Origin of the sequence: Trichococcus alkaliphilus (assembly GCF_003008695.1) — a bacterium.
In the GTDB taxonomy this organism is placed as follows: Bacteria; Bacillota; Bacilli; order Lactobacillales; family Aerococcaceae; genus Trichococcus; species Trichococcus alkaliphilus.
This window is the reverse complement of the sequence record NZ_PXZT01000003.1, coordinates 97,415-121,783: the sequence shown is the minus strand read 5'-3', so window position 1 is coordinate 121,783 and position 24,369 is coordinate 97,415. Positions and strand designations below refer to the sequence as shown.

The 24,369-nt window shown below is 49.8% G+C and carries 22 protein-coding genes and 1 riboswitch; of the genes, 19 read left to right on the top strand and 3 right to left on the bottom strand.

What is annotated here, in order from left to right; all coding sequences use genetic code 11:
• Positions 1–7: 7 nt before the first annotated feature.
• Positions 8–1,210, bottom strand: coding sequence for a cation:proton antiporter domain-containing protein (locus tag C7R73_RS03710; protein ID WP_239992562.1), 1,203 nt, complete (start codon positions 1,208–1,210; stop codon positions 8–10).
• Between the two features lie 43 nt (positions 1,211–1,253).
• A riboswitch (Fluoride riboswitch) is annotated at positions 1,254–1,329 on the bottom strand.
• A 253-nt stretch (positions 1,330–1,582) separates the two neighbouring features.
• Between C7R73_RS03710 and C7R73_RS03705 the strand changes: the two genes are divergently transcribed.
• The 12 genes from C7R73_RS03705 to C7R73_RS03650 all read left to right on the top strand — a co-directional run bounded on the left by C7R73_RS03705 (position 1,583) and on the right by C7R73_RS03650 (position 13,934).
• Complete coding sequence (locus C7R73_RS03705) at positions 1,583–2,350, top strand: hypothetical protein (RefSeq protein WP_106449186.1); 768 nt, start codon at positions 1,583–1,585, stop codon at positions 2,348–2,350.
• A gap of 2 nt (positions 2,351–2,352) precedes the next feature.
• Positions 2,353–2,817 (top strand): hypothetical protein, encoded by a 465-nt coding sequence (locus C7R73_RS03700; RefSeq protein ID WP_106449185.1) that lies wholly within the window; start codon positions 2,353–2,355, stop codon positions 2,815–2,817.
• Positions 2,818–3,272: 455 nt separating this feature from the next.
• A complete protein-coding gene (locus C7R73_RS03695) occupies positions 3,273–3,938 on the top strand; it encodes an SIMPL domain-containing protein (protein WP_106449184.1) in 666 nt (221 codons plus the stop codon).
• Positions 3,939–4,159: 221 nt separating this feature from the next.
• Entirely contained in the window at positions 4,160–5,611 is a 1,452-nt protein-coding gene (locus C7R73_RS03690) for a UDP-N-acetylmuramoyl-L-alanyl-D-glutamate--2,6-diaminopimelate ligase (protein WP_106449183.1), read from the top strand.
• 248 nt (positions 5,612–5,859) lie between these two features.
• Positions 5,860–7,245, top strand: coding sequence for an adenylosuccinate lyase (gene purB / locus C7R73_RS03685; protein WP_106449182.1), 1,386 nt, complete (start codon positions 5,860–5,862; stop codon positions 7,243–7,245).
• Positions 7,242–7,742, top strand: a complete 501-nt coding sequence (locus C7R73_RS03680; RefSeq protein ID WP_106449181.1) for a GNAT family N-acetyltransferase — start codon at positions 7,242–7,244, stop codon at positions 7,740–7,742. The genes purB and C7R73_RS03680 overlap by 4 nt, the downstream gene beginning before the upstream one ends.
• 21 nt (positions 7,743–7,763) lie before the next feature.
• Entirely contained in the window at positions 7,764–9,062 is a 1,299-nt protein-coding gene (locus tag C7R73_RS03675) for an amidohydrolase (RefSeq protein ID WP_275658088.1), read from the top strand.
• On the top strand, positions 9,050–10,411 hold the full coding sequence (locus tag C7R73_RS03670) for an MmgE/PrpD family protein (protein WP_106449180.1): 1,362 nt from the start codon (positions 9,050–9,052) through the stop codon (positions 10,409–10,411). The genes C7R73_RS03675 and C7R73_RS03670 overlap by 13 nt, the downstream gene beginning before the upstream one ends.
• 337 nt (positions 10,412–10,748) lie before the next feature.
• Positions 10,749–11,597 carry an SDR family NAD(P)-dependent oxidoreductase gene (locus tag C7R73_RS03665; RefSeq protein ID WP_106449179.1) on the top strand — a complete coding sequence of 283 codons (849 nt, stop codon included), beginning with the start codon at positions 10,749–10,751 and terminating at the stop codon, positions 11,595–11,597.
• 197 nt (positions 11,598–11,794) lie between these two features.
• Positions 11,795–12,697: a LysR family transcriptional regulator gene (locus C7R73_RS03660; protein ID WP_106449178.1), complete on the top strand. Its 903-nt coding sequence runs from the start codon at positions 11,795–11,797 to the stop codon at positions 12,695–12,697.
• A gap of 27 nt (positions 12,698–12,724) precedes the next feature.
• Positions 12,725–13,573 carry an aldo/keto reductase gene (locus C7R73_RS03655; protein ID WP_106449375.1) on the top strand — a complete coding sequence of 283 codons (849 nt, stop codon included), beginning with the start codon at positions 12,725–12,727 and terminating at the stop codon, positions 13,571–13,573.
• 151 nt (positions 13,574–13,724) lie between these two features.
• Positions 13,725–13,934, top strand: coding sequence for a YdbC family protein (locus C7R73_RS03650; protein ID WP_106449177.1), 210 nt, complete (start codon positions 13,725–13,727; stop codon positions 13,932–13,934).
• Between the two features lie 57 nt (positions 13,935–13,991).
• Here C7R73_RS03650 and C7R73_RS03645 read toward each other — a convergent pair whose 3' ends face one another.
• Positions 13,992–15,197, bottom strand: coding sequence for an MFS transporter (locus C7R73_RS03645; RefSeq protein WP_106449176.1), 1,206 nt, complete (start codon positions 15,195–15,197; stop codon positions 13,992–13,994).
• A 189-nt stretch (positions 15,198–15,386) separates the two neighbouring features.
• Between C7R73_RS03645 and C7R73_RS03640 the strand changes: the two genes are divergently transcribed.
• From C7R73_RS03640 to C7R73_RS03625, 4 genes are all read left to right on the top strand, one after another.
• Complete coding sequence (locus C7R73_RS03640) at positions 15,387–15,938, top strand: O-acetyl-ADP-ribose deacetylase (protein ID WP_106449175.1); 552 nt, start codon at positions 15,387–15,389, stop codon at positions 15,936–15,938.
• Complete coding sequence (locus C7R73_RS03635; RefSeq protein WP_106449174.1) at positions 15,938–16,321, top strand: zinc ribbon domain-containing protein; 384 nt, start codon at positions 15,938–15,940, stop codon at positions 16,319–16,321. Before C7R73_RS03640 ends, C7R73_RS03635 begins: the two co-directional genes overlap by 1 nt.
• Before the next feature lie 107 nt (positions 16,322–16,428).
• A complete protein-coding gene (locus tag C7R73_RS03630) occupies positions 16,429–17,256 on the top strand; it encodes a DUF975 family protein (RefSeq protein WP_106449173.1) in 828 nt (275 codons plus the stop codon).
• 46 nt (positions 17,257–17,302) lie between these two features.
• Positions 17,303–18,052: a beta/alpha barrel domain-containing protein gene (locus tag C7R73_RS03625; protein WP_106449172.1), complete on the top strand. Its 750-nt coding sequence runs from the start codon at positions 17,303–17,305 to the stop codon at positions 18,050–18,052.
• Positions 18,053–18,150: 98 nt separating this feature from the next.
• On the opposite strand, the gene C7R73_RS03620 is transcribed toward C7R73_RS03625, so the two are convergent.
• A complete protein-coding gene (locus C7R73_RS03620) occupies positions 18,151–18,894 on the bottom strand; it encodes an SDR family NAD(P)-dependent oxidoreductase (RefSeq protein WP_106449171.1) in 744 nt (247 codons plus the stop codon).
• Between the two features lie 497 nt (positions 18,895–19,391).
• Here C7R73_RS03620 and ypfJ point away from each other — a divergent pair, with 497 nt between their 5' ends.
• The 3 genes from ypfJ (at position 19,392) to C7R73_RS03600 (ending at position 24,206) form a co-directional block, all read left to right on the top strand.
• On the top strand, positions 19,392–20,276 hold the full coding sequence (gene ypfJ, locus C7R73_RS03615; protein WP_106449170.1) for a KPN_02809 family neutral zinc metallopeptidase: 885 nt from the start codon (positions 19,392–19,394) through the stop codon (positions 20,274–20,276).
• A 198-nt stretch (positions 20,277–20,474) separates the two neighbouring features.
• On the top strand, positions 20,475–22,691 hold the full coding sequence (locus tag C7R73_RS03610) for a heavy metal translocating P-type ATPase (protein WP_106449169.1): 2,217 nt from the start codon (positions 20,475–20,477) through the stop codon (positions 22,689–22,691).
• Positions 22,692–23,012: 321 nt separating this feature from the next.
• Complete coding sequence (locus tag C7R73_RS03600) at positions 23,013–24,206, top strand: iron-containing alcohol dehydrogenase (RefSeq protein WP_106449374.1); 1,194 nt, start codon at positions 23,013–23,015, stop codon at positions 24,204–24,206.
• Positions 24,207–24,369 lie beyond the last annotated feature (163 nt).

Sequence of the window (24,369 nt, the reverse complement as noted above, 5' to 3'; positions counted from 1 at the left end):
TCTTTTCTTAGTTTCTTGATGAGGCATCCTTCATTAATAATGTTTTGTAGGTTCGGTCAATGAAGGTGGCTCCGATCGGCGCGGTCAAGATGATCGCCAAAACGGCGACGCTCAAAATGACGCTGCCGGCTTCGACTCCGGCAGCCAAAGGGATCGAACCGATGGCCGCTTGGACAGTGGCTTTCGGCGCGTACGCCATCGCGGAGAAAATGCGTTCTTTCGTATTCAGATTTGTTCCTGAAACGGCCAGGAAGACCGCGACCATCCGGAAAATCAAAGCGCCGAAAATCAAGGCAACGGCCGCAAAACCGGCACCGCCCAAAGCTGTGATGTCGACAGCCGACCCGACCAGCACGAACAGGAAGATTTCGGCTGCGGACCAGATTTTTGAAAATTTATCATTCAGACGTTTGGCCAATTCCGGGCGTCTTTTCAATAAGGTCGCTCCGACAGCCATGACGCCCAACAGGCCGGAGAACGGAATGAACTTGGCCAAGGAATCCTCAGCAGTCACCAACAAGAAACAAGCGCTCAGCACCAGCATGACTTTCATCGTGTCGCGGATGTGGAATGTTCTGAAGAGAAAAACCAGACCCAAGCCGACCAGTAAACCTCCGAGCAGACCCAAGGCAATCGAAACCGGAACGGAAAGAAGTGTGATTGCCTGGAACCCGCTGCCTGTGTACATGCCCATGAACGAGGTGAACAGGACGATGACATAGACGTCATCGACGGATGCGCCAGCCAAAATCATCTGCGGGATCCCTTTGGCTTTGCCGTAGCCGCTCTCGATCAACATGATCATGCGCGGAACAACGACCGCCGGCGAAACAGCCCCAAGAACGGCACCGAGGATGGCAGCCTCCAGTAAAGTGATGCCCAGCAATTTCGGCGCCAATAGGATGACCGCCAGAATCTCAAAGGTCGCTGGTAAAAATGTCATCAGGACAGCGGGACGGCCGATTTTCTTGAGATCGCCCAAGTCCATCGTCAAGCCGGCGCGCACGAGAATGACGATCAAAGCGATTTTTCGGATATCCGCGGAAATGGCCAGCAATTCCGGCGCCATCAGATCCATTGCGTAAGGCCCCAACAGGATACCGGTCAAAATCAAGCCCAACAAGCCTGGAAGTTGGAGCCGGGTGAAGAGCGAACTGAGCAGAAAACCAAGAATAAGAATAAGCGCGATACTGTATATCAAAAGCTGCACCTCCAAATTTTTTCCACTAAAAAAGCTGATGACGGACTGCGCCTATTGCACAGAAGTCATCAGCTTGTATAAGCGGTTTAAGCGATTTGCTAGGGGAGACATTCATTCCCTTGTTATAGATAGAATGATAGCATGTTTTCAGAAGACGGACAAGGGGAATCAGAAATCGCATCAATGTTTTGGCGCTGTTTCCAAAGCATTTTTTCTGATATCGGAGACATTGTCAAAATTGCGATAATTCTCAAAAAATGATATGGTAAAAGCAAATAGATTGCACGATCCAAGGCCGGGAACCAGTGATTATGGGCATATGAAATTTCCCGACCGGCGCTCCGATAAGTTTTTCCATCAGAAAAATACGAGGTGACGTGTGTGAACGAAGTGAACAGAGAGAAGATTGTGAGCGAACTGAAAAGCATTCCCGGATTGAAAGGCATCGTGGGGTACGGTGGTGGAGATAATATCACGGAATCAGCCATCTTGCTGTACCAGGTCGCTGGAGGCCTGTCCGATCAGGATCTGGAACAGGTGGTTTGCCGGATGGATGATATCGGGGTGTCCATACATTACAAACTAAGGGAAATCGATCCCGTTATGCACGCCATTTCTGATTGTCTTGACGGGAAGATTACGATCAAGCATCAGAGCGGCCAGCCTTTCGGCGTCGTGAACAGCAGCTACGCGGCGGAAATCCATTATGGCCGAATTCTCTGGGAAGCACCGGACCAGCTGGTTACGGCGTTGAAGGGAAATGTTTCAGCGCAAGGACCGTATCCGGAAAAGCTGCGCCAAGCGACGATTGCTTATTTCATGGAGGAGGCGACACTGGCGCTCGAAAATGGCCATAGTGCAGCTATGCAGGGGGGCATCCATTACGCCAGCGGAAGCTTCTTCCAAGCTGCCTGTTCCTGGGTTCAGGTCATCCATGCATTGAATCGGCAGTTCCTCTTGAGCGAGAAGGGCGGCTTGAAGCGAGCGAATCAGTTGCCGATCAGCCCGAAACAATTCCGCGTGCGCGTGAACCAAGTATATCGCTATTTTGCTGTGAACAATCCGACGCTTGCTTATTGCGAAATCGAAATGCTTGAGCAGGAGATGGCTGCGTTGGTAAGATCTTATTCGGAAGATTTGGAGGGATGAATTTGAAATTTTACGATGAGGATCAAAAGAAGGTTCGCTACAAATTCGGCTTTTACAGTTTGTTGATCATGACAGCATTGCTTCTTGTGTACATCGCTATGCCAGATGATAGAGTTGGCGGGATTTCTTACCAAAATGCAATTATGATCATCATCATGACCACGTCCTTATTCTTTTTGGTGAACGTTGTCTATCGGCATGCTTTTTTTGACCAATATACGCGCCGACCTTTTTGGAGCAACGTTTTCTTTTTGGCGATGGCTGGGCTACAGGCGCAGCAGGCGTATCAGCTGTATCAGCTAGGCATGGATCTCCCAGAACCGATCAATACGGTGGAATTTGTGATGCTGCACGGTCTGCAGGTAGCCTTGCACCTTTCGATCCCTTTAACGTATGGTGTGCGTAGATTTGTCGATTGGCTCTCGGCAAAGGAACAGAATACTGAAGAAACCGGACAGTCGTCATGAACGACTGTTTTTTCTTTTGGAGTGACAGATGATGGGATTAACGAATAACAGGTGCTCATCCGGTAAATTCCGAGGAAACGATACCGTAACAGTCGAGATAAGCCACATACGTCGACTGTTAGAGAAAAGTGGAATGTGGAACAGTCGAGATAATCTTTTGCCGTCGACTGTTAGAAATAAACAGAATACGGAACAGCCGAGACAATGCGAAGGCGTCGGCTGTTAGAAAAAAGCCAAAGACGGAACAGTCGAAACAATCCGCAAGCGTCGGCTGTTAGCAAAAATCCGAATGCACAACAGTCGACAGCAGCCCACGATTCCACCATAAAACTAAGTCAGCCGCCTCTTACCTTAGTTTTTTTCCGGTAATAAGTCCTTAATTTTTGTGAAACCGCTCCCCTCGTGCTAGGCTTAAGGAAAATGCACAAGATCCATTCAAAAAGGGGATAACCAACATGGAAATTTCAAGAATGACTGTCAAAGGCAAAGGTTTCGCCAGCGCGCCACCAGATGCGATTGCCATATCATTGCAGTTGGAGGACATCAAGGACACGTATGAATTGGCGATGCAGCATGCCGCTTTGGCGTTGGAGCAAGTTCGGGAAACGTTGCTGCCGCTCGGATTCCCGAAAAAGGAGATCCGCTCCACGCATTTTTCGATCGACAGCGCGTATGAGCACAGGAACGACTTCCGCGGCGAAAACAAGCGCTATTTCCTTGGCTACCGCTACCGGAACGATCTGAAGATCACCTTCGGAAACGACAGCAAGCGGCTGGGCGAAATCCTGTTGGCGCTGTCGGCCTGCGAAGCGGATCCGGAATTCTCGGTCTATTTTTTCCTGAAGGATCGTCAGGAGGTCGAACAGGACTTGCTGGAGGATGCCGTGCGTGACGCCAAGGCGAAGGCACAGATACTGGCTGCTGCGGGTGGAGTCATACTCGGGAAAATCTTGGCGATCGATTACGATTGGGGCGAAATCGAAGTGCGCTCCCGCGTCTACGAGGCCTCATCGAAGATGGCCTACGACAGCGCCCCGATGATCGATCTCGAGCCCGAAGACATCAGCAACAGCGATACCGTGACGGTCGTGTGGGAAATACTGAATCCGCAAAAGGCTTGACGGGCAATTCTTCCATACTGAATAAGGTATACTTGAAAGTCCGATGTCTATCATAATATTTCTGTCCAGTTCCAATGAATTCTGCAACATAACAGTACCGGAAAATGCCGTGATGTTATATCCTATACAAAGCAAAGCGTGTTTCTTACAAAAATTCATAAAAACTTCGCATTTGAAAAGTATACTGAAACCCGCTATAACATCATTAAAGGAGCAATTCCATGAAACTGAAAGAAATGCTGTCTGATTATCAGCTGGGAGAGCAGCCGATGTGGGATGGAGAACAAATAATCACCGGCATTACCGATAGTTCCAGGGAAATCACGGAAGGAATGGTATTTGTCGCCATCACTGGCTTTGAACAGGATGGCCATGATTATATCCCGCATGCAATCGCACAAGGTGCCGCTTTGATCGTCGGCGAACACGATTACCCAGAGGCATTACCGATTCCTTACCTAAAAGTCGCCAATAGTCGCCAAGCGCTGGGACAGCTGGCGGATAAATTTTATCAACATCCTTCCGGCAGGAAACGCGTCATCGGCATAACCGGAACGAACGGGAAGACGACTACCGCTTTTTTCCTAAAGCATTTGCTGGAGCAGCAAGGTTTTTCCGTTTCCATGATCGGCACCATCTACAATGAAATCAACGGGATCCAATATTCGACGCCAAACACGACGCCGAATGCCGAAAAGGTGCATGAGTTGATTGCGGCTTCCCAAGATGACTTTGTCGTCATCGAAGTGTCGTCGCATGGGCTGACGCAATACCGTCTTGAGGGCGTCGCTTTCGACTACGCCCTGTTCATGAACCTGCAGCACGACCATTTGGATTACCACAAAACAATGGAGGCTTATTTCGAAGCCAAGGCATTGCTGTTCGACAAGCTGAAGCCGGATGGGAAAGCTGTCGTCAATACTGATGATGCCTGGGGGATGAAACTGGCGCAGCGTCTTGTAGCCAAGGGGACTGCGGTCATCACCGTGGGCCATCAGGAAGATGCCGTTCTGTCCATCAAAAAGATGACGAACCAAGTGGTCACATTGGATGTTTCGGATGAGACGTCGGCGTTGGATCCGCATATGCCGGGTGAACATAACCTTTACGATATTGCGATGGCTAGTGCTGTGATTCAGGATCTCGGCTATCCGTTGGCGGATGTCACGGAACAGATGCGTTCTTTTGCGGGCGTGCCGGGTAGGTACGAAATTGTCCATCTGAAGAATGGGATCCACTGTATCGTCGATTACGCGCATACGCCGGAAGCGGTCAGCTCGATTCTGACATCGATGCATAAGGACGGGGCGCAAAGGATCACGCATATTTTCGGCTTCCGCGGCAATCGGGATGCGACGAAGCGGGATGAAATGATCGCGGCTTCGACTGCTCAGAGTGCGCGTGTGATCTTGACGACCGACGATCTGAACAGCATTCCAGAAGAGGCGATGAAGCAAGAATACATGGATTATCAGCAGAAATTTGCTGGGATGCATCAAATCGACGTCATGATGGACCGGACATTGGCCATCCAAACAGCCATGAATGAGGCTAGCGAAGGCGATTGGATTCTGGTGACCGGCAAAGGCCATGAGAAATACAAGACCGCCTATGCTTTGCCGACTGCTTCCGACAAGGAAACGGTGCTGTATCTGAAAAATTCAGAAAAATAAAATGGTTATAAAGCTGCAAGACACTGAAAAATTGGGTGTTTTGCGGCTTTTTTTTGTTTTGTTCGGGTGTTCGGTTTTCCCTATCAAAAGTGTTCGGAAATGCGGGATATGCCGATTCACTATGAAATGATAAGCTAGCATAAGCTATTTTTTGTGCATTTTAAACAGAAAAATAATGCATGTGTAGCCTTAACAAGGCACGCACAGCATCAGAATTGCGGATATAAATTGGGGGAGGAATCAGAAAAATGGCATCACACGTGATAGACATGATTATGATGAGGAACAATTTCGGAACGGAAGCGATGCGCGGGGTCTGGTCGGAGGACAATCGGCTGCAGAAGCATCTGGACGTCGAAGCAGCGTTGGCGCTCGCGGAAGGGGAGTTGGGATTGATCCCTCAAGCTGCAGCCGAAACGATCGCCTCGAAAGCGAAGAGCGAATACATCAATCTGGAGGCGTTGGCAGCCAGCGGGGCGAAGCTGAAGCATTCGTTGATGCCGACGATCAATGCCTTGCAGGAGTTGAGCGGGGAGGACGGCGAATATGTGCATTTCGGGGCTACGACGCAGGACATCGTGGACACGGGAACGATGCTGCAATTGAAAGAAGCGCATCAGATCTTCATCAGCGAACTGGAAGAAATCGCGCGTGAATTGGCGCGGCTTTCGGCTGAATACCGCACGACACCAATGGCCGGACGCTCGCACGGGATGCAAGGCTTGCCGACGACATTCGGCTTCAAGATGGCGGTCGTGCTCAGCGAAACCTTGCGCCATTTGGATCGCTTAAAGGAATCCGAAGAGAGGATTTTCGTGGGCGGCATCGCCGGAGCAGTCGGAACCTATGCATCCTTCGGGGAGCAAGGTCCGGCTATCGAAGCCGCCGCATTGACGCGCTTGGGCCTGAACACACCGGACATCTGCTGGCAGTCCTCGCGCGATCGGATTGCGGAGTACGCCAGCATCATCGGCCTCATCAGCGGAACATTGGGAAAAGTTGGCAATGAATTCTACAACCTGATGCGGACGGAAATCGACGAAGTCGAAGAGCCGTTCTCAGCTGGCAAAATCGGCTCCTCAACGATGCCGCACAAACGCAACCCGGCGGCATTCGAAGGAATCGCCAGCTTGACGCGTCCGATTTTGGCGAACGTCTCGTTAATCCAACAATCCACAATTGTCGAACATGAACGCGATGCGATGAGCTGGAGGGGAGAATGGATCGCTCTGCCGGAAATCAGCATTTATCTTTCCTCTCAATTGGCCAATACGAAGGCCGTCCTGAAAGGCTTGGTCGTGAAGCCGAAGCATATGTTGCGCAATTTGAATCTGCAAGGCGGTTTGCTCTTGTCGGAACGGGTCATGTTCGTCCTGTCCGAACAATTGGGTAAACAGACGGCGCACCATCTTGTCTACGAGTTGTCGATGGCGGCGGTCGAAGAGGAACGTTCCTTCCGCGACGTGCTCGTCGAAAACGAAACGGTCCGTCAACATCTGACCGAAGCTGATATCGATACCTTGCTGGATCCGGAAACGTATCTCGGCTCGGCTCCTCAAAAAGTCGATGAGGTGCTGCAGCGATTCGCAGCAACCGGCCTGGACAACAGCGCAGAAGGAGCGGATGCACAATGACGCAGATTTTCCGTTTGGCGCAGGAAGCGGATGCGCCCGAACTGGCGGAACTGCTCCGCCAAGCCTATGTTTCGAATACAGAGCTTGGCATCCATTTCGCCGCTGCGCATGCGGACACGGAATCCGCGGAAAAACACATAACCAACAATGTCTGCTACTTTTTGGAGGAGGATGGACAATTGTTGGGGACGATCTCATTGCGGATGCCTTGGGGGCCGAATCCGGGTGCGTCAGGGGTGCCGCACATCGGTTGGCTGGCCGTTTCGCCGACTGCAGGAAAAAAAGGGATCGGCAGCTTGTTGTTGGATTTCATCGAACAGGATATCGCGCGCGACCAACTGAAATGTCCGGCAGTCACTTTGGGCACGGCAGTCGAGCATCCGTGGCTGCCGCAGCTTTATGAAAACAGAGGCTACGAAAAATTCGCGGAGACCGACCTCGGTTTGGGGCACATCACCGCTTATTTCAAAAAAATAATCATCCAAGAATTTAAATAAAGCAGTGCTCAGAAGGTCGAAATGAAAGCTCTAAAGATACGCTTCAATGAGTTGACCGTTGTGGACGGAATCGCTATAGTAGTTGAAAAGGCTGGCGGAAAGCTTGATGGCAATCTGCTGCTGGCTTGCACAAAACAAAGGGAGAATGATACCATGACTGCAACGCAAACGGAAACACAAACCAAAACAGGCTTCTACGAAAAATTGGTCGCTTACCGGCGTGAACTGCATGCGCATCCGGAATTGTCCGCAAAAGAATTCGCGACGACCGAGCGCATCCGCCGCTGGCTGTCGGAGGAAGGGATTACGATTCTTGATTACCCGCTGGAGACGGGCCTGATTGCGGAGGTCGTGGGCGCACTGCCTGGCCCGACCATCGCGCTGCGTGCGGACATCGACGCTTTACCGGTCAAGGAAGCGACCAATTTGCCGTTCGTTTCCGAAACGGAAGGTCTTATGCATGCTTGCGGTCATGATTATCATACCGCTTCCATGATAGGGGCGGCGATCCTGCTTCAAGCGAAGAAAGCGGTATTGAAAGGGACTGTCCGTTTCATCTTCCAACCTGCCGAAGAGATTGCGCAAGGCGCGAAGTGGGTCGAAAAAGCCGGCGCTTTGGAGGGCGTTTCTGCCATCTTCGGGATGCACAACAAGCCGGATCTTCCGGTCGGCACGATCGGCATCCGTGAAGGCGGACTGATGGCCAGTGCGGATCGTTTTGAACTGGAAATCCACGGAGTTGGAGGACATGCCGGCATTCCCGACTCGACCATCGATCCGATCGTCATCGCCAGCCAGATCATCACCGGGTTGCAGACAATCATCAGCCGCAACACGAGCCCTTTCCACAACGCCGTCATCAGCATCACGCAGATCCACAGCGGCAATTCGTGGAACGTAATCCCTGAGAAAGCCTACATGGAAGGGACGGTCCGCGCTTTCCAGAAGGAAGACCGTGAGAAGATACCGGCCTTGATGCGCCGGGCAGCTGAAGGGATCGCAGCCGGTTTCGGCGCCATAGCGGATTTCCGTTGGCACCCTTACGTTTCCATCGTGGATAATGATGTCCGCTTCAAAGACATCATGGAGGAAACGGCTACCGAACAGGGCTATCGTTTCGTTGAGCCGAAACCGGTCGCCGGCGGGGAGGATTTCGCGCATTACCAGACGCTCATCCCCGGATTCTTCGTATTCATGGGCGTCGAAGGCACGCGCGAATGGCACCACCCTGAGTTCAACCTCAAGGAGGAAGCCTTGTCGGTCGCCGCTGATTACTTTTCGGCTTTGGCGATCAAGGTGCTGGACCGATGGGAAGCCTGACCGCATTCACTGAAATGATGGCGGCTGAAGTTTTGAAGGCAACCCCGACAGACAATGAAGCAGCTTTGCGGGAAGCCAAACGGGGAATACTTGACTTTCTTGCCAGCGCTTTTGCTGGCCGGGAAGATGCCGGGATAATCAAGCTTCTGCAGGCAATCGAAGCAGAAGGCGGCCATTCCATCACGCCACTGATCGGCCAAAATAAACGGGCGAACCGGCGCCAAGCGGCACTCCTGAATGGCTTTATGGGCCATGCACTGGATTATGACGATGTCCATTCCGACGTCCGCGGCCATCCCAGCTCGGTCATTTTGCCCGCGCTATTTGCTTTATCTTCGGGTCGGGAAATTTCCGGAAAAAGTTTTTTGGACGCCTACATCATCGGTGTTGAAGTCATGTCCCGGCTTGGCCAAGCGGTCGGGACTTCCAGCTATCTGAAGGGGTGGCACAACACCTCTTTGCTTGGCGGTGTCGCCGCCACCTTCGCGGGTGCACGATTGCTCGGATTCACAGCTACCGAAACGCAGAATGCTGTCGGAATCGCCGTCAGTCAGGCTGGCGGACTGCGGGTGCAGTTCGGTACGCAAATGAAGCCGTTGCATGCCGGACTTGCTGCGCAGCAAGCTGTCCAGTCGGTCGAATGGACCCAGCAGGATTTTCACGGAAGCGATGCGACGCTTGATTCAAAAATCGGTCTTCTGCAAGTTTATGGCGGAAAAGAAGCGGATGAACCCGTCCGGACGGCCTTGACCGAGGACTGGGGGAAATCGTGGCGAATAGCCGATCCTGGTCTCTGGTTCAAACGCAATCCGTTCTGTTCTGCCGCTTCGCATGGCGCAGATGCCGCGCTGGAGTTGGCGCAACTGCATTTGAATATCGCAACTATCCAAAAGATAAACATCGTTTTTCCGCCCGGCGGCGATGCGGCTTTGATCCATACTCGCCCGAAGACTGGCGAACATGGCCGCTTCAGCATCGAATATGTCGTTGCTTTGGCGTTGTTGGGGCAGCCATTCACGCTCGGAAATTTCGGGACTGCAGCTGTTTCGCTTGAGGCCGAAAAGCTGATGGGAAAAATATCCAGAAGCTATGACGCAGAGCACAAGCCGGACGCGCAAGCCATCCCAAAAGGCCGCTTCACGATCGTTCGGATAACACTGGCGGACGGTTCCGCCCATAGCCGCGAAGTGAGTGTTCCGAAGGGTTCGCCGCAAGCGCCGTTGACGGATACGGAACTCGAAAGCAAATGGCGCGAGTCCGCCCCGGATCAGGATAAAGCCGAGCGGATCCTGCAGACGATCCGCGGTCTGGAAAATGCCAAGGCGAGCGAATTGGAAAAATGGTTATAACGGGATTTGCCAACTCATATTCATTTGAATAAGATTATCGAAAACAGAATTATCAGACTCAAAACCTTGAATAGGATATGCAAAAGAAGGCAATCGACCATCCAAGCATTGTTCTCTAAGTGGTTTCGGGTCTCTTTTTCAGTTCACACGTGAAATCCAGATTAAAATTGCTCTACCTTACAGTATCCTGTTGCATTTAATTGCATCTAAACAGGAAATCGCTCAGTTATTACAAAATAGTATATCTAGATATGAAATATAACTATTGTACTTATTTATGGCGGCGGTTTAGAATGGCCTAGTAAATACTGATGGCAAATAAGATGGGGGAAATATCATGATGAATAACAAAGTTTGGTTCATTACTGGAGCTGGTCGCGGGATGGGATCGGAAATCGCAAAGGCGGCATTGGCTGCCGGAAATAAAGTAGTAGCTACTGGTCGAAACATCGAGCAAGTTACCAGAGTACTCGGCAAAGAGGAAAACCTATTAGTTATAAAATTGGATATCACGAATTCAGACGAGGCTTTGGAGGCTGTCCAAAAAGCTGTTGAAAAGTTCGGCAGAATCGATGTACTGGTCAATAATGCCGCAAACTTCTACGGTGGGTTCTTTGAAGAGTTGAGTCAAGAACAAATTGAAGCGCAAATCAACACAGCTCTTTTTGGACCGATGAACGTTCCACGGGCTATTCTGCCCGTAATGCGCAAACAACATTCTGGTCACATCATCTCCATTTCTTCAGGTGCAGGGATTTCCGGTTTTGAATTCAATTCTGCTTATGCTGCAGCCAAGTTTGGACTTGAAGGATGGATGGAATCGCTGCAGCCGGAAGTTGCGCCATTCGGTATAAACACCACAATTGTAAATGCAGGGATGTTCCGTACGGAATTTCTCACGCAAAATTCTACGACTTATGCCAGCCCATCCATTGAAGATTATTCGGAACGCCGAAAATTAAATCAAGAGGCATATGAAAGTCAGAATGGCAATCAAGCTGGAGATCCTGCCAAACTGGCTCGTGCACTTGTCAACATTGTTGACGAGAAACAGCCACCCCTCCGATTCATAGCCGGCAAAGATGCTGTCGCAATAGTGGAGAATAAAATAGATACCCTGAAAAAGCAAACAGAAGCTTATAGAGACCTTTCTATTTCCCTAAATCATGATGACGTCGTAAACTAGAAGTAGCCAACATTGAAAATCAGTGTGTAAGAGTCAACGTGGGTTGATGTCCTTGCACACTGATTTTTTTATAAAAATCCCAATCATTGAATCTGCAATATCAAAGTTTTCACCAGCTAAACGAAACAGGTACAATTCAAAATAAATATAAATTTTTGTTATCCGAAACGCGTATTTTAGAGATGGGAAGTGAATTTATGGATGTTAGAGTGCTACGTTATTTTTTGGCGGTTGCTCGGGAAGGAAACATGACCAGAGCTGCTGATCGCCTACATGTCACGCAACCGACACTTTCGAGGCAACTTAAATCATTAGAGGAGACTGTCGGGAAAAAACTATTTTTACGCACCAACTATGCAATCAAACTGACGGACGAGGGTCTGCTTCTTAAAAAAAGAGCGGAAGATATTGTTGAAATGGTCGATAAAACGTTGGATGAATTCCGAGCGCTGGAAGATATTAGCGGAGGGGATATTTACGTAGGGAGTGCTGAGTCCGAATCAATCAAATACTTTGCCAGAGCCGCAAAAAAATTGAAGGATAAACATCCAAGTGTCTGCTTCCATCTTTACAGCGGGAATACTGAAACAGTCACAGAAAGGCTGGACAAAGGTCTACTGGATTTTGCTATCATTGCTCAAGAAGTTGATTCAATAAAATATAATTCCATAAAGCTGCCTTCTAAAGACACCTGGGGACTCATTATGAGAAAAGATAACCTGCTTGCGGCTAAAAAAACTATTTCTCAAAAAGACTTGCTGCATATTCCATTAATTGTATCAAGGCAAGGAATAACTGAAGATTATCCAAAATGGTTCGGCGATCACATCGATGACTTGAACATTGTTGCAACATTTGACCTGATCTACAACGCTTCCTTCATGGTCAAAGAAGGGCTTGGTTATGCTTTGAGTTTTGATAAGATCGTCAATACGGGAAATGAAAGTGACTTATGCTTCAGGCCTCTCGAACCTGCATTAGAGACAAGCATGTATGTCATTTGGAAAAAATATCAAATATTCAGCCCCATAGTAAAAATATTATTGCAGGAGATTGAAGAAATCATCAAAAATAGTGCTATTGCTTCGGATAATTTTTGATTGTGGGAAAGAAAGTTGGCACAAGTTATGAAAAAAGTGAGAATTGCGGATAAAGAAGTTTTTCCGATCGGTTTTGGTACATGGAGTATGGGTGATAAAGCATACATGCGCGCCAAAGAGATAGAAGCTTTAATGGCAGGAATAGAAAAGGGAATCCAGATGATTGATACAGCGGAAATGTATGGGGATGGAAATGCCGAACGCTTAGTTGCAGAGGCCATTACCCCGTATGATCGCGATAAGTTGTTTATCGTTTCGAAAGTCCATCCAATGAACGCCTCAAGAGAAAAACTGCCTGTCAGTTTGGATAATAGTTTAAAAAGACTGAAAGTGGATTATCTGGATCAATATCTACTTCACTGGCAAGGCAATATTCCATTAGAAGAAACTATCCAAGCGTTGGAAAAAGAGAGAAGAAAAGGGAAAATAAAATCTTGGGGTGTGTCCAATCTGGATATGAATGAATTAAACACCGTGATAAAGATGGAAAACGGAAGGAACTGCGCTTCGAATCAGGTCCGATATAATTTAGGTGATCGGGGAATCGAATATGATTTGTTGCCTGTTATGAGACAGCATGATATCCCTCTGATTGCTTATGCACCTGTCGCGAAAGGCGATAAGCTCGGATCAAACTTTGCGAAACAAAAGGTATTGCTCGAAATAGCCAGTAACCATCAGTGTGATATTTTTCAGTTATTGTTGGCTTGGTGCATCCGGGACGGAGAAACAATTGCGATCCCTCAATCAAGTAACCGCAAGCATGTCGTCAATAATGCGGCCGCTGCAAACATACGGCTGACCGATGAAGAATTCAATCAAATCGACTCCATATATGGTCGACCTGTTTCTAAACAACCATTGGCTTTGTGGTGACAGGAAAGCTTGTCAGCTTTGCTTCTCCGAGAGTGTTCCAGCGGATATTTTAAATGAACCCCAATTTACGTTATAATAAAGAGGTAAGCTGCCGATCCGAAAGGCAACCAAGCAGCGAACCTCAAACTCCAAAAAAGAAAGGATCCTCCCTATGGCAGACATCACCTTTGAAATCGTCGAGGAACTCGGCGTCCTGTCCACATCCGCAAAAGGTTGGACGAAAGAATTGAACCTGGTCAGCTGGAACGGCAGACCGCCAAAATACGATATCCGCGAATGGAGTCCGGAACACGAAAAGATGGGCAAAGGACTGACATTGAGCGAAGAAGAAATGGCGGCCCTCGCCAAACTGTTGAAATAACCAGAAAACCAGCTGAAGCGAATACGCTCCAGCTGGTTTTTCGATTGCAGCATTTTATTAAGTATGGGCTGTGCCATTGCGTTTCCCGCGCCGATAGAAAAGGAACATCAAAAAAGCGGAAAGCAAGGCGGTGGCGGAACCAAAGTAGAAGGGCACCTGGTTGTTGAAGGTATCATACAACCATCCTCCGATCAGACTGGCCGGCAGCAACGTCATCCCAAGGATCATGTTGTAGAGTCCCAGACCGGTGCCTTTCTTTTCCTTGCCGATGATGTCGGATACTAGCGCTTTCTGGATGCCGTCCGTGGCGGCACTGTACAATCCGTAAAAGGCGAACAGGCCGACGATGGCGAAGGGGGTCGCGGCCTTGCCGAAACCGAAATAGATCAGCGAGAACGTCAGGTAGCCGCCGATGATGATCCTTTTGCGGCCGATTTTGTCGGACAGTTTCCCGAGCGGAACGGCAAAGGCGACCGAAACCGCATTGAATACCAGATACATGATCGGGATGAACGCATCGCTGACGCCGACGTCACTCGCCTTGATCAGGAGAAGGGCATCCGTCGAATTCCCTAGTGTGAACAGGAAAACGATGGTTAGAAAAAGATAGAAGTCCTTGGGGAAATCCCGGAAGGCCAGTTTTCCGAGCCGTTCCGATTTGGCGCGTTTGGCTTCCTTCACAAAAAAGATGATCGACAAAAGCCCCAAAAATCCAGGGATAGCCGCAAACAGGAAGACGCGCCGGTAGTCGCCGGGGAAAGCGGCCAAAACGGCAAAGGCGATCAGTGGGCCGACAATGGCGCCGCTGTTGTCCATCGCTTTATGGAAGCCAAAATTCAGGCCGGCATTGTTGTTTTCCTCTGAAGAACCGGCCACAAGACTGTCCCGGGGAGCGGTGCGGATGCCTTTTCCGACGCGTTCAACAAAGCGGATCGACAGGACCTGTAAAGGCGTCGTCACGAAAGCGAAGAGCGGAGAAAGCAGGGCGGTGATGCCGTAACCGATGATCATGAAAGGTTTGTTGCGGCCGATTTTGTCACTCCACCAGCCAGAGAGGGATTTGAGGACGGAAGCGGTGCTTTCGGCGATCCCTTCGATCAGGGAGATTTCGGTTTTCGAGGCGCCCAATGTCGTAAGGAACAAAGGTAGGATGCTGTAGACCATCTTTGTCGTTGTATCCGTCAGGAAACTGGTCAAGCCGACAAAGAAAATATTGCTTTCGACGCCGAGTATCCGCTTTTTCTTCTTCTGATTATCCGCCATCTCGAAAACCTTCTTTCCGGTTATTTCTTCATCTCCATTTAATTCCTTTTCCGGCCAAAAGTCTAGCAGAGCGCCCACGCTCACACGACCATTCCGCGCGATTCGGCCAAATGGATAATCAAATGAAATTTTGGTAAAGTGTACATATTGAGATGTCCGGACTGAACACCTTATGAGGGAGGAATCGGAATGAACAGATTGCAGATCAATCAAACAACATTATCCTTGGCGAAAGGCGACATCACCCAGTGCGAAGTCAATGCCATAGTTAATGCCGCAAACGAGAGCCTGTTAGGCGGCGGAGGAGTCGACGGCGCCATCCACCGAGCCGCCGGGCCGGAATTGTTGGCCGCCTGCCGTCTTTTGAACGGGTGCCGAACCGGTGAGGCGAAGCTCACGCCAGGATTCCGGCTCAAGGCCGCTAATGTCATCCACACTGTCGGTCCTATCTGGCGGGGCGGAACGCACGGTGAAGCAGATTTGCTGGCCTCGTGCTACCAAAAATCATTGGAATTGGCCGACGCCAACGGAATCCGCACGCTTGCTTTCCCGGCAATCAGCACCGGCATTTACGGGTATCCGCTGGAACAGGCGACCGCAATCGCTGTCGGAACCGTCCGGAAATATCTGGAAAATCATCCGGGATCCGACATCACCGAAATAACCTTTGTCTGCTTTGACGATGCGACAGTGCACGTATACGAGCAGGCATTCGAAGAATTGGAAAGGGGAACTGACTGATGTTTTTATTTTTTGACGTATTGCCGTTCCGCAAGCAACTGGAATACAACCAGACGATCACGTGCAGCCGCTGCGGCCACTTTGGGCGCTATGAGGTCTATCTCGTGGGCAATCGTTTCCGTCTGTTTTTCATCCCGGTCATCACCTTCGGGAAAAAATACCTTGTGCGCACGACCTGTTGCGACACGTGGTATTTGCTGGATCCGCAAATTGGCAAAGCAATCGAACGAAAAGAAACGATCACGATCCGGGACAGCGATCTGCAGCTGTATCAAACCGGCGAACCGCTTGAAAGCAGATGCCCCAACTGCGGTGCCTCCTATCCTCAAGGCGCGCATTTTTGCCCGAATTGCGGAGCGAAAGTGGATGAAATGGAACGCTGAAAAATCACTTGGAAAATAAATGAAAGAGGATTTTCTGAAAGCGTTACAAATAGTTCAATTATGGTATACTATCACTATCGAAAATTGTAAGGGGTGGTCATAATTATATGTTAACGAATAAAGAAATCAGATCCACGGCTAGAGAATATTTACGCGGCAATTATAAAATGGCGGTCATCAACCTGATCCTTATCACTATCGCGAACAGCACCATGCAATCGGTAGTCAGAACGCTGACGGGCGAAAGTGCCTTGAACATGCAGATGACAGGGGAAACCTTGCCGAATTGGGATTCCGTCTTCTCAATGCAATACTCGCCTTTCCAAACGACCCTGAATGTGGTTCTTTCGATCATCGTGGCGCTGATCATCGGCTCCATGCAAATGGGGAACGAATGGGGGTACCTGGATATGCTGGACGGTACGCCGCTTTCGTCGGGCCATCTGCTCAAACCATTTGAAAACCAGTTGTTCAAGACGTTGGGCGTTCTGGCGCTGCAGGCTTTCTATGTCATTCTATGGTCTGTGTTGCTGATCATACCGGGCATCATGAAGCTATACGCCTTGGCATTATCGAACTTCATTTATTTCGATAATCCGGATATGAAAACGACGGACATCCTGAGACAAAGTGAAGCCTTCATGAAGGGCAAAAAGATGAGACTTTTCCAATTGGATCTGACTTATTTTGTCATTTACCTGATTCCTGTGGCATTGTTCTTTGGTGTCGGAATTGCTGCGTTCAACATGTATGCCGGAGCGGCAACGGCTGATTCCGATGCGTTATTGTATCAAGCATTGTTGCTGGTAGGATTGATGTTGGCGGCATTCGCTGTCTTCGGCATCCTGACCTTCATTGTTGAGCCGAGAAGGAAATCCGCGCGTGCTGTCTTCTATTCGGAAGTCCTGAAGGAAGAAAACCTTATCGTCGGCTGATCGGCACATACCTTATGATTTAAATTTTCAGAAAAGGAGCGAAATAATGGAACCAAGAATTAAAAGAGAAGCACCAAGCATCACAACCGATTTGCGCAGTGATACAGTGCAAGTCCCTAGCGTGATCCGGAACTGCTCGGGAATCCGGATTTTTGGGAAACGAATCAAATCCCTGATCTTTACGACGGATATTGCGATTATCCTGAATAACGATGCGGATGCCGTCATCGCGGTTTATCCATTTACCCCGCATCCGGCGGTCATCCAAAGCATAGCCAACGTCTCAACCATTCCGATCCTTTCCGGTGTCGGCGGGGGGACGACCCAAGGCAAGCGCAGCGCCAACATCTCTTTGTTTTCGGAGGCGCAGGGTTCGTTGGCAGTCGTCGTCAATGCGCCTACACCGATCGATACCATCAGACAAATAGAAGAAACTGTTGATATCCCGATCGTCTGTACGATCGTGACGGAATACATGGATATTCAGGAACGATTGGATGCCGGCGTCGACATCCTGAACGTCAGCGGAGGGAAGGATACGGCCTATATCGTGAGTCGAATCCGTGAAAATTTCCCTGATGTTCCGATCATCGCGACTGGCGGCCCGACGGATGAAACGATCCTGGATGCGATCAATGCCGGAGCCAATGCCATCAGCTGGACCCCGCCTTCCAACGGCGAATTGTTCCGACGCAAGATGGACAAGTACCGCAATAAAGAGCGCGAACGCTACATGCAGGAGCATCAAGGCATGACAATCGAAGAAGTCGAAGACTTGGAAGATCACAGAGATTAACCTATTGAAAAAACGCGAAAGCAGTTTGCCAGGACAGTCTGGCAGCTGCTTGCGCGTTTTTTTTCGGTATCACGAGACTTCTTTTGTTAAAAAGATTACTACAGATCGGATATCATGCCGCCGTCGACGACGAATTGCGAACCGGTCGAGTAGCTCGAATCATCGGATGCAAGGTAGATGACCAGATTGGAGACTTCCTCCGGTTTAGCGGTCCGTCTCAAAGGAATATCCTTTTCCAGTTGTTTGATGTATTCATAGACGTCACCTTGTTCAGCCATCGGCGTTTCGATGATGCCAGGGTGGACGGAATTCACGCGGATGTTGAATTGGCCAAGCTCTGCAGCGGCTCCTTTCGTCATCCCGGTTACTGCGTGCTTGGATGCGCTGTAGGCGATGGCGGTAGGCGCACTGACCAGTCCGTCAACGGAGGAAATGTTGACGATCGAGCCGACACCTGCTTTTTTCATGGAAGACACGACAGTTTTCATGCCAAGGAACACGCCCAGCTCGTCGATTTCGAATGTCAGTCGGAAATCAGCTTCCGTCAATTGATCCAATGTTTTGAAGATACCGACGCCTGCATTGTTGACGAGCACCGTAACCGGTCCAAATTTTTCCTCTGTAAGTGCGATAACTTCTTCCCAATTGGCTGATTTTGAAACATCCAGCTTCATGAAGACGGCATTTTCGCCGATTTCCTCAACCAAAGCTTTACCTGCCTCTTCGTTGATGTCGGTTACGACTACTTTGGCGCCTTCCTCCGCGAATTTGCGTGCGTGCATGGCACCCATTCCTTGCGCCGCACCTGTGATGATCGCTACTTTGTTGTCTAATTTTCCCATTGCAGATTGCTCCTTTGGATTCTTTTTTTGCCGCTTCCTAATAGATTAGGATAACTTGTATAGGCTTACAAACATGTTATTCCTATAATGGGTCGGAATCAATATTACTGCAGTATATTTATCTATTCACAAACGAAGTGCTTTCATAAAATTCGTGAGTGGTTGTGAACATTGCATTATTAACGCGCGTTTAGGCATATTTAAACATTTGAACAGAAAATGAACAAATGTCCTTTATGCCGACAATGGAATAATTTGATCAATATGAATGCAGTCGAGGTTGCAGAGCACGGACTTGTCTGGTTGCGGACAGCGTTGTTGCGCGTGAAATCAACTTAAGGAACGGTCGGGTTCAGGTGTATTTTTTTTAAATTATCGGCCAATAATATATAATAAGTGTATGGATGAAATCGATTTTCGGATTGCAGTAAAAGTCTGGGTGGGGTTGGCAGAACCAGAGCCAGCGATGCGAAAAATAGAATATTGGAGGTATTCGTATGAAATGGAAGGGTGGAAGAAGAAGTTCCAACGTGGAAGATCGACGCGGCAGTGGCGGCTTTTCGACGGGTGGCGGCGGACTAGGCGTGAGCGGTATGGCAGGCGGCGGAATTTTTGGGATCATCATCATGATCATCATTGCCCTGTTCGGAGGGGGCGACCTTTTTGGCGGTGGCGGCGGCAGCACGCCGACTGAAACGCCACAGACAGGTGTCACTGAAACTAGCAACAAGACCGAGGACGAGATGGCAGAATTTGTATCCGTTGTATTGGCCTATACTGAAGATGCTTGGACACAAGAATTTGCTAACAATAACATGGAGTATGTGGCACCGACGTTGGTGCTCTATACAGGTCAGGTGCAATCTGCTTGCGGTGTAGCTGGTTCCCAAGTCGGACCGTTCTACTGCCCAGCCGATCAAAAATTATACATCGACTTGAGTTTCTACGATCAGCTTTCGCAAGAATACGGCGCGTCCGGCGACTTTGCGATGGCCTATGTCGTCGCTCATGAGGTCGGACATCATGTCCAGAACTTGCTGGGCATTATGGATCAGGTGCAAAGCAGTCGTAATCAGTTAAGCGAAACGGAATACAATGAGCTGAATGTGCGGTTGGAACTGCAGGCCGATTACCTGGCCGGTGTCTGGGCAAATTATGTCCAGGAGCAGGGCGTCCTGGAGGAAGGCGACTTCGAGGAAGCCTTAACAGCAGCACATGCTGTAGGGGATGATACCTTGCAGAAAGAGCATCAAGGCTACGTCGTACCGGACAGCTTTACGCACGGCACTTCCGAGCAACGCATGCGCTGGTTCACGGAAGGCTTCGAAAAAGGTGATCTGAGCGGCGGGGATACGTTCGCTATCCCTTATGATGAACTGTAATTTATGATGAATTTGGTAAAGCCTGTCGCGCTGCGGCAGGCTTTTTTTGGGGGCATTCAATGTACTTCCATCCGATTGACACAAGCAGTCTGTAGGATTATAATATAATCAACACATGAACGGTTATTCATATGTAATGCGGAATCATTCCGTTTTCGGATAAATAATCCGAATGCATATAGTTAAGGAGTGGTAGATATGTCTGAGAAAGTGAAGCAGATCGAATGGTATTTGGACGAATTGGATTGCGCCAATTGCGCCAACAAGGTTGAGACCGGCATCGCGAAAATAGAAGGGATCCTGGAAAGCAACGTGAACTTCATGACGAAGACTTTGCGGATCGAAATCGAAGGGGATCAAGAGGCGGATATTTTACCGAAAGTGAAACAAAAACTCAGTATACTTGAACCGGATATCCATCCGACTCTGAAAAAAAGCGGTGAATCGATCGGAGTGGATGGATTTCCGATAGTAGCGGCCCAAGCGGCTGAAGCGACATCCACAGAAAATGGCCACGAACATCACGACCATAATGCTGCACATGAACACACGCATGCGCACGGCGAAGGCGACAAGGATGAAATCCGGAAATCCTTCATCCGCCTGATCGTCGGCTTTGGGATTTTGTTGGCGGCGATCTTCGCACCGGTCAGCGGAACTGTTTCGTTGGCATTGTTTGTGACCGCGTACTTGGTTGCGGGCTACGACATCGTTTGGAGCGCGCTCCTGAACATCAAGAACGGTCAGCTGTTCGACGAAAACTTCCTGATGACGATAGCAACCCTGAGCGCTTTCTACATTCAGGAGTATCCGGAAGCGGTGGCGGTCATGCTGTTTTATCAGCTGGGGGAACTGTTCCAGGACATCGCCGTCGACAAATCCCGCCGCTCCATCGCCGAACTGATGGACATCCGCCCTGATTACGCAAACGTGAAGACAGCTGCCGGCATCGAGAAAGTCGCTCCGGAAACCGTCAAAATCGGCGACATCATCCTGATCCGGCCCGGCGAAAAAGTGCCGTTGGACGGGAAAGTCGTGAGCGGTACCTCCGCAGTCGATACCTCAGCTTTGACAGGCGAATCGGTTCCGCGTGGCATCAAAGTCGGCGACAATATTTTGAGCGGGTTCATCAACAAGAACGGCGTCATCGAAGTAGTTGTCGAAAAGCCGTTTGCTGAGTCCACCGTCGTAAAAATTTTGGATTTGGTGCAGAATGCCAGCGGCCGGAAAGCGCCGACGGAAAACTTCATCACCAAATTTGCCCGCTATTACACACCGGTTGTCGTCATCGCAGCCGTTTTGCTGGCGGTCGTGCCGCCGCTCGTCATCCCGGGCGAAAGCTTCAATGAATGGCTCTACCGGGCCAGCATTTTTCTGGTCATCTCGTGTCCGTGCGCTTTGGTCGTTTCGATTCCTGTCGGCTTCTTCGGCGGCATCGGATCAGCCTCGCGCCAAGGCATCCTCGTCAAAGGCAGCAACTTCCTCGAAGGCCTGAATGATGTCAAAACGGTTGTGATGGACAAGACCGGTACCTTGACGGAAGGCAAATTCGCCGTAACCCAGATCGAAAGCGCCGGCGATCTGACGGAGGATCTTTTGCTGGAACTGGCGGCCTATGCAGAACTGCATTCCAGCCATCCGATTGCCGATTCCATCAAGGAAGCATACGGAAAACCAATAGCTGAAGACCGGATTGCCACGACAAATGATATCCCAGGTCACGGTTTGCAGGTCGTCGTCGATGGGCAAGAAATCCTGGTCGGCAATGCCAAAATGATGGAGAAATTCGGCATCATCCATACGCCGGCTCATGAAACCGGGACGGTTGTGTATATCGCTGTGGATAAACAATATGCAGGATACATCCTGATCGCTGATGCCATCAAAGCTGATGCGAAAGCCACAATCACCGGCTTGAAGGCGAGAGGCATCCGCACCATCATGCTGACCGGGGATTCACGTGCGGTTGGTGAAGCGGTCGCCAAAGAAATCGGCATCGATGAAGTCCATGCGGAATTGCTTCCGCAGGACAAAGTGACAAAGCTGGAGGAAGTGTTGGCAAGCAAACGAAAAGGCGAAAAAGTCATCTTCGTTGGCGACGGCATCAATGATACTCCGGTGCTGGCCCGTTCCGATATCGGGATGGCGATGGGCGGATTGGGATCCGACGCCGCCATCGAAGCTGCGGATATCGTCATCATGGACGATCAGCCATCCAAGATTTTGACCGCAATGGATGTGGCGAAGGAAACACGCAAAATCGTCTGGCAGAACATCATTTTCGCCATGGCAGTCAAAGGGGTGTTCCTGATTCTCGGTGCGTTCGGCGTCGCCACGATGTGGGAAGCCGTCTTCGCCGATGTCGGCGTGACCGTGTTGGCTGTCCTCAACAGTATCCGTATCCTGAAAAAATGATTGTTAGTATGTGGGGCCGCTAGCGGCCCCTTTTTTTGTCAGCTCAGGCGTCCGCCGGAGCACCGCGTTGCAAACGGGTGTCAGCTCCGATGAGCGTATAGCTCACCGAAGTTGGATGAAGCAAAACAGGCTGAACTCCGGGAAGGCTGTCCTCATCGGAGTTGGGGCCGTAACGGGGCTTCTGTCCTTCGGCGAGAGCCCTGTTCCCCGGAGTTCAGGCAAGCCGACGCTAGCGGCTGCGCCTACCGAAGCGTCCCAAGCGGTTTATCCGCAAGGCTGTGCTACAATGAAAAAATAACATACGAAAAGTGAGTGATGAGATTGGAAAACGGAATCCGTAATTTTGAGTTTCAAAATCCGACAAAAATAGTTTTCGGCAAGGACCAGATCAAGCGTATCGACGGCCTGATTCCGCAGGACGCGAAAGTATTGATTTTGTACGGCGGCGGCAGCGTCAAGAAATTTGGGACCTTCGATCGCGTAGTCGGAGCCTTGGGCAACCGCGAATGGGCTGAATTCGGCGGCATCGAGGCGAATCCGACCTACGAAACGCTGATTCAAGCAGTCGGAAAAATCAAAGCAGAAGGCTACGACTACTTATTGGCAGTCGGCGGCGGCAGCGTTATCGACGGCGTGAAATTCGTTGCGGCAGGTGCGGTGTTCGATGGCGATCCTGTTGATATGTTCGGCAGCGGCGTAGGCAAAGGCTTGCCGGTCACAAAAGCTCTGCCTTTCGGAACTGTTTTGACGCTGCCGGCCACGGCATCGGAAATGAACAACAATTCGGTTGTCACCTTTGTGGAAAAGCAAGCGAAGATCAGTTTCGCCAGTCCACATACTTATCCACAATTTTCCATTTTGGAACCGGAAGCGACTTACACGTTACCGAAACGCCAACTGGCCAACGGTGTCATTGATTCCTTCATCCATGTTATGGAAGCTTATCTGACGTATCCGATTGACGCAAAAGTACAGGACCGTTGGGCGGAAGGGCTGCTGCAGACATTGATCGAAATCGGCCCGGACGTAGTCGATGAGGACAACCACGACTATGCGACCCGCGCCAATTTCATGTGGACAGCGACGAATGCGCTGAATCGTTTCATTTCTCCAGGTGTTCCCCAGGACTGGGCGACGCATCAACTGGGCCATGAAATGACGTTGGCATTCGGAATCGACCATGCCCGTACTTTATCGATCGTCCTTCCGGCCATGATGAAAGTCCGCAAGCAGCAGAAATGGGACAAACTGCTTCAATATGCGGAACGCGTGTGGGATATCCGCGCGGACTCCGGCCTGACTAGTGATGAAGAAAAAATCGATTTGGCGATCAAAAAGACCGAAGACTTCTTTGCCAGTCTTGGCGCACCGATCCGCTTCTCCGATGTCGAGCTGGATGAAACCGACATTCCGGGTCTTGTGGAAGCACTTGTCCGCCACAAGAAAGAGAACATTTCCGAGCGCGGCGACTTCACTACCGAGGATGCTAGAGCTGTTTACACAGCGGCGCTTTAAAATTATGTTTATCCTGCATGAACTCCCTTTAACCGGGGAGTTTTTTTGCGCATTTTGCTCACGTTAATTTAATAATTTTTAAAACTAACATAGTGACACCCAATAATATATGGTAATATTGAAGAAAGAGAGCATCGGAGTCAACGGGAAAGAAGGGTTGCCA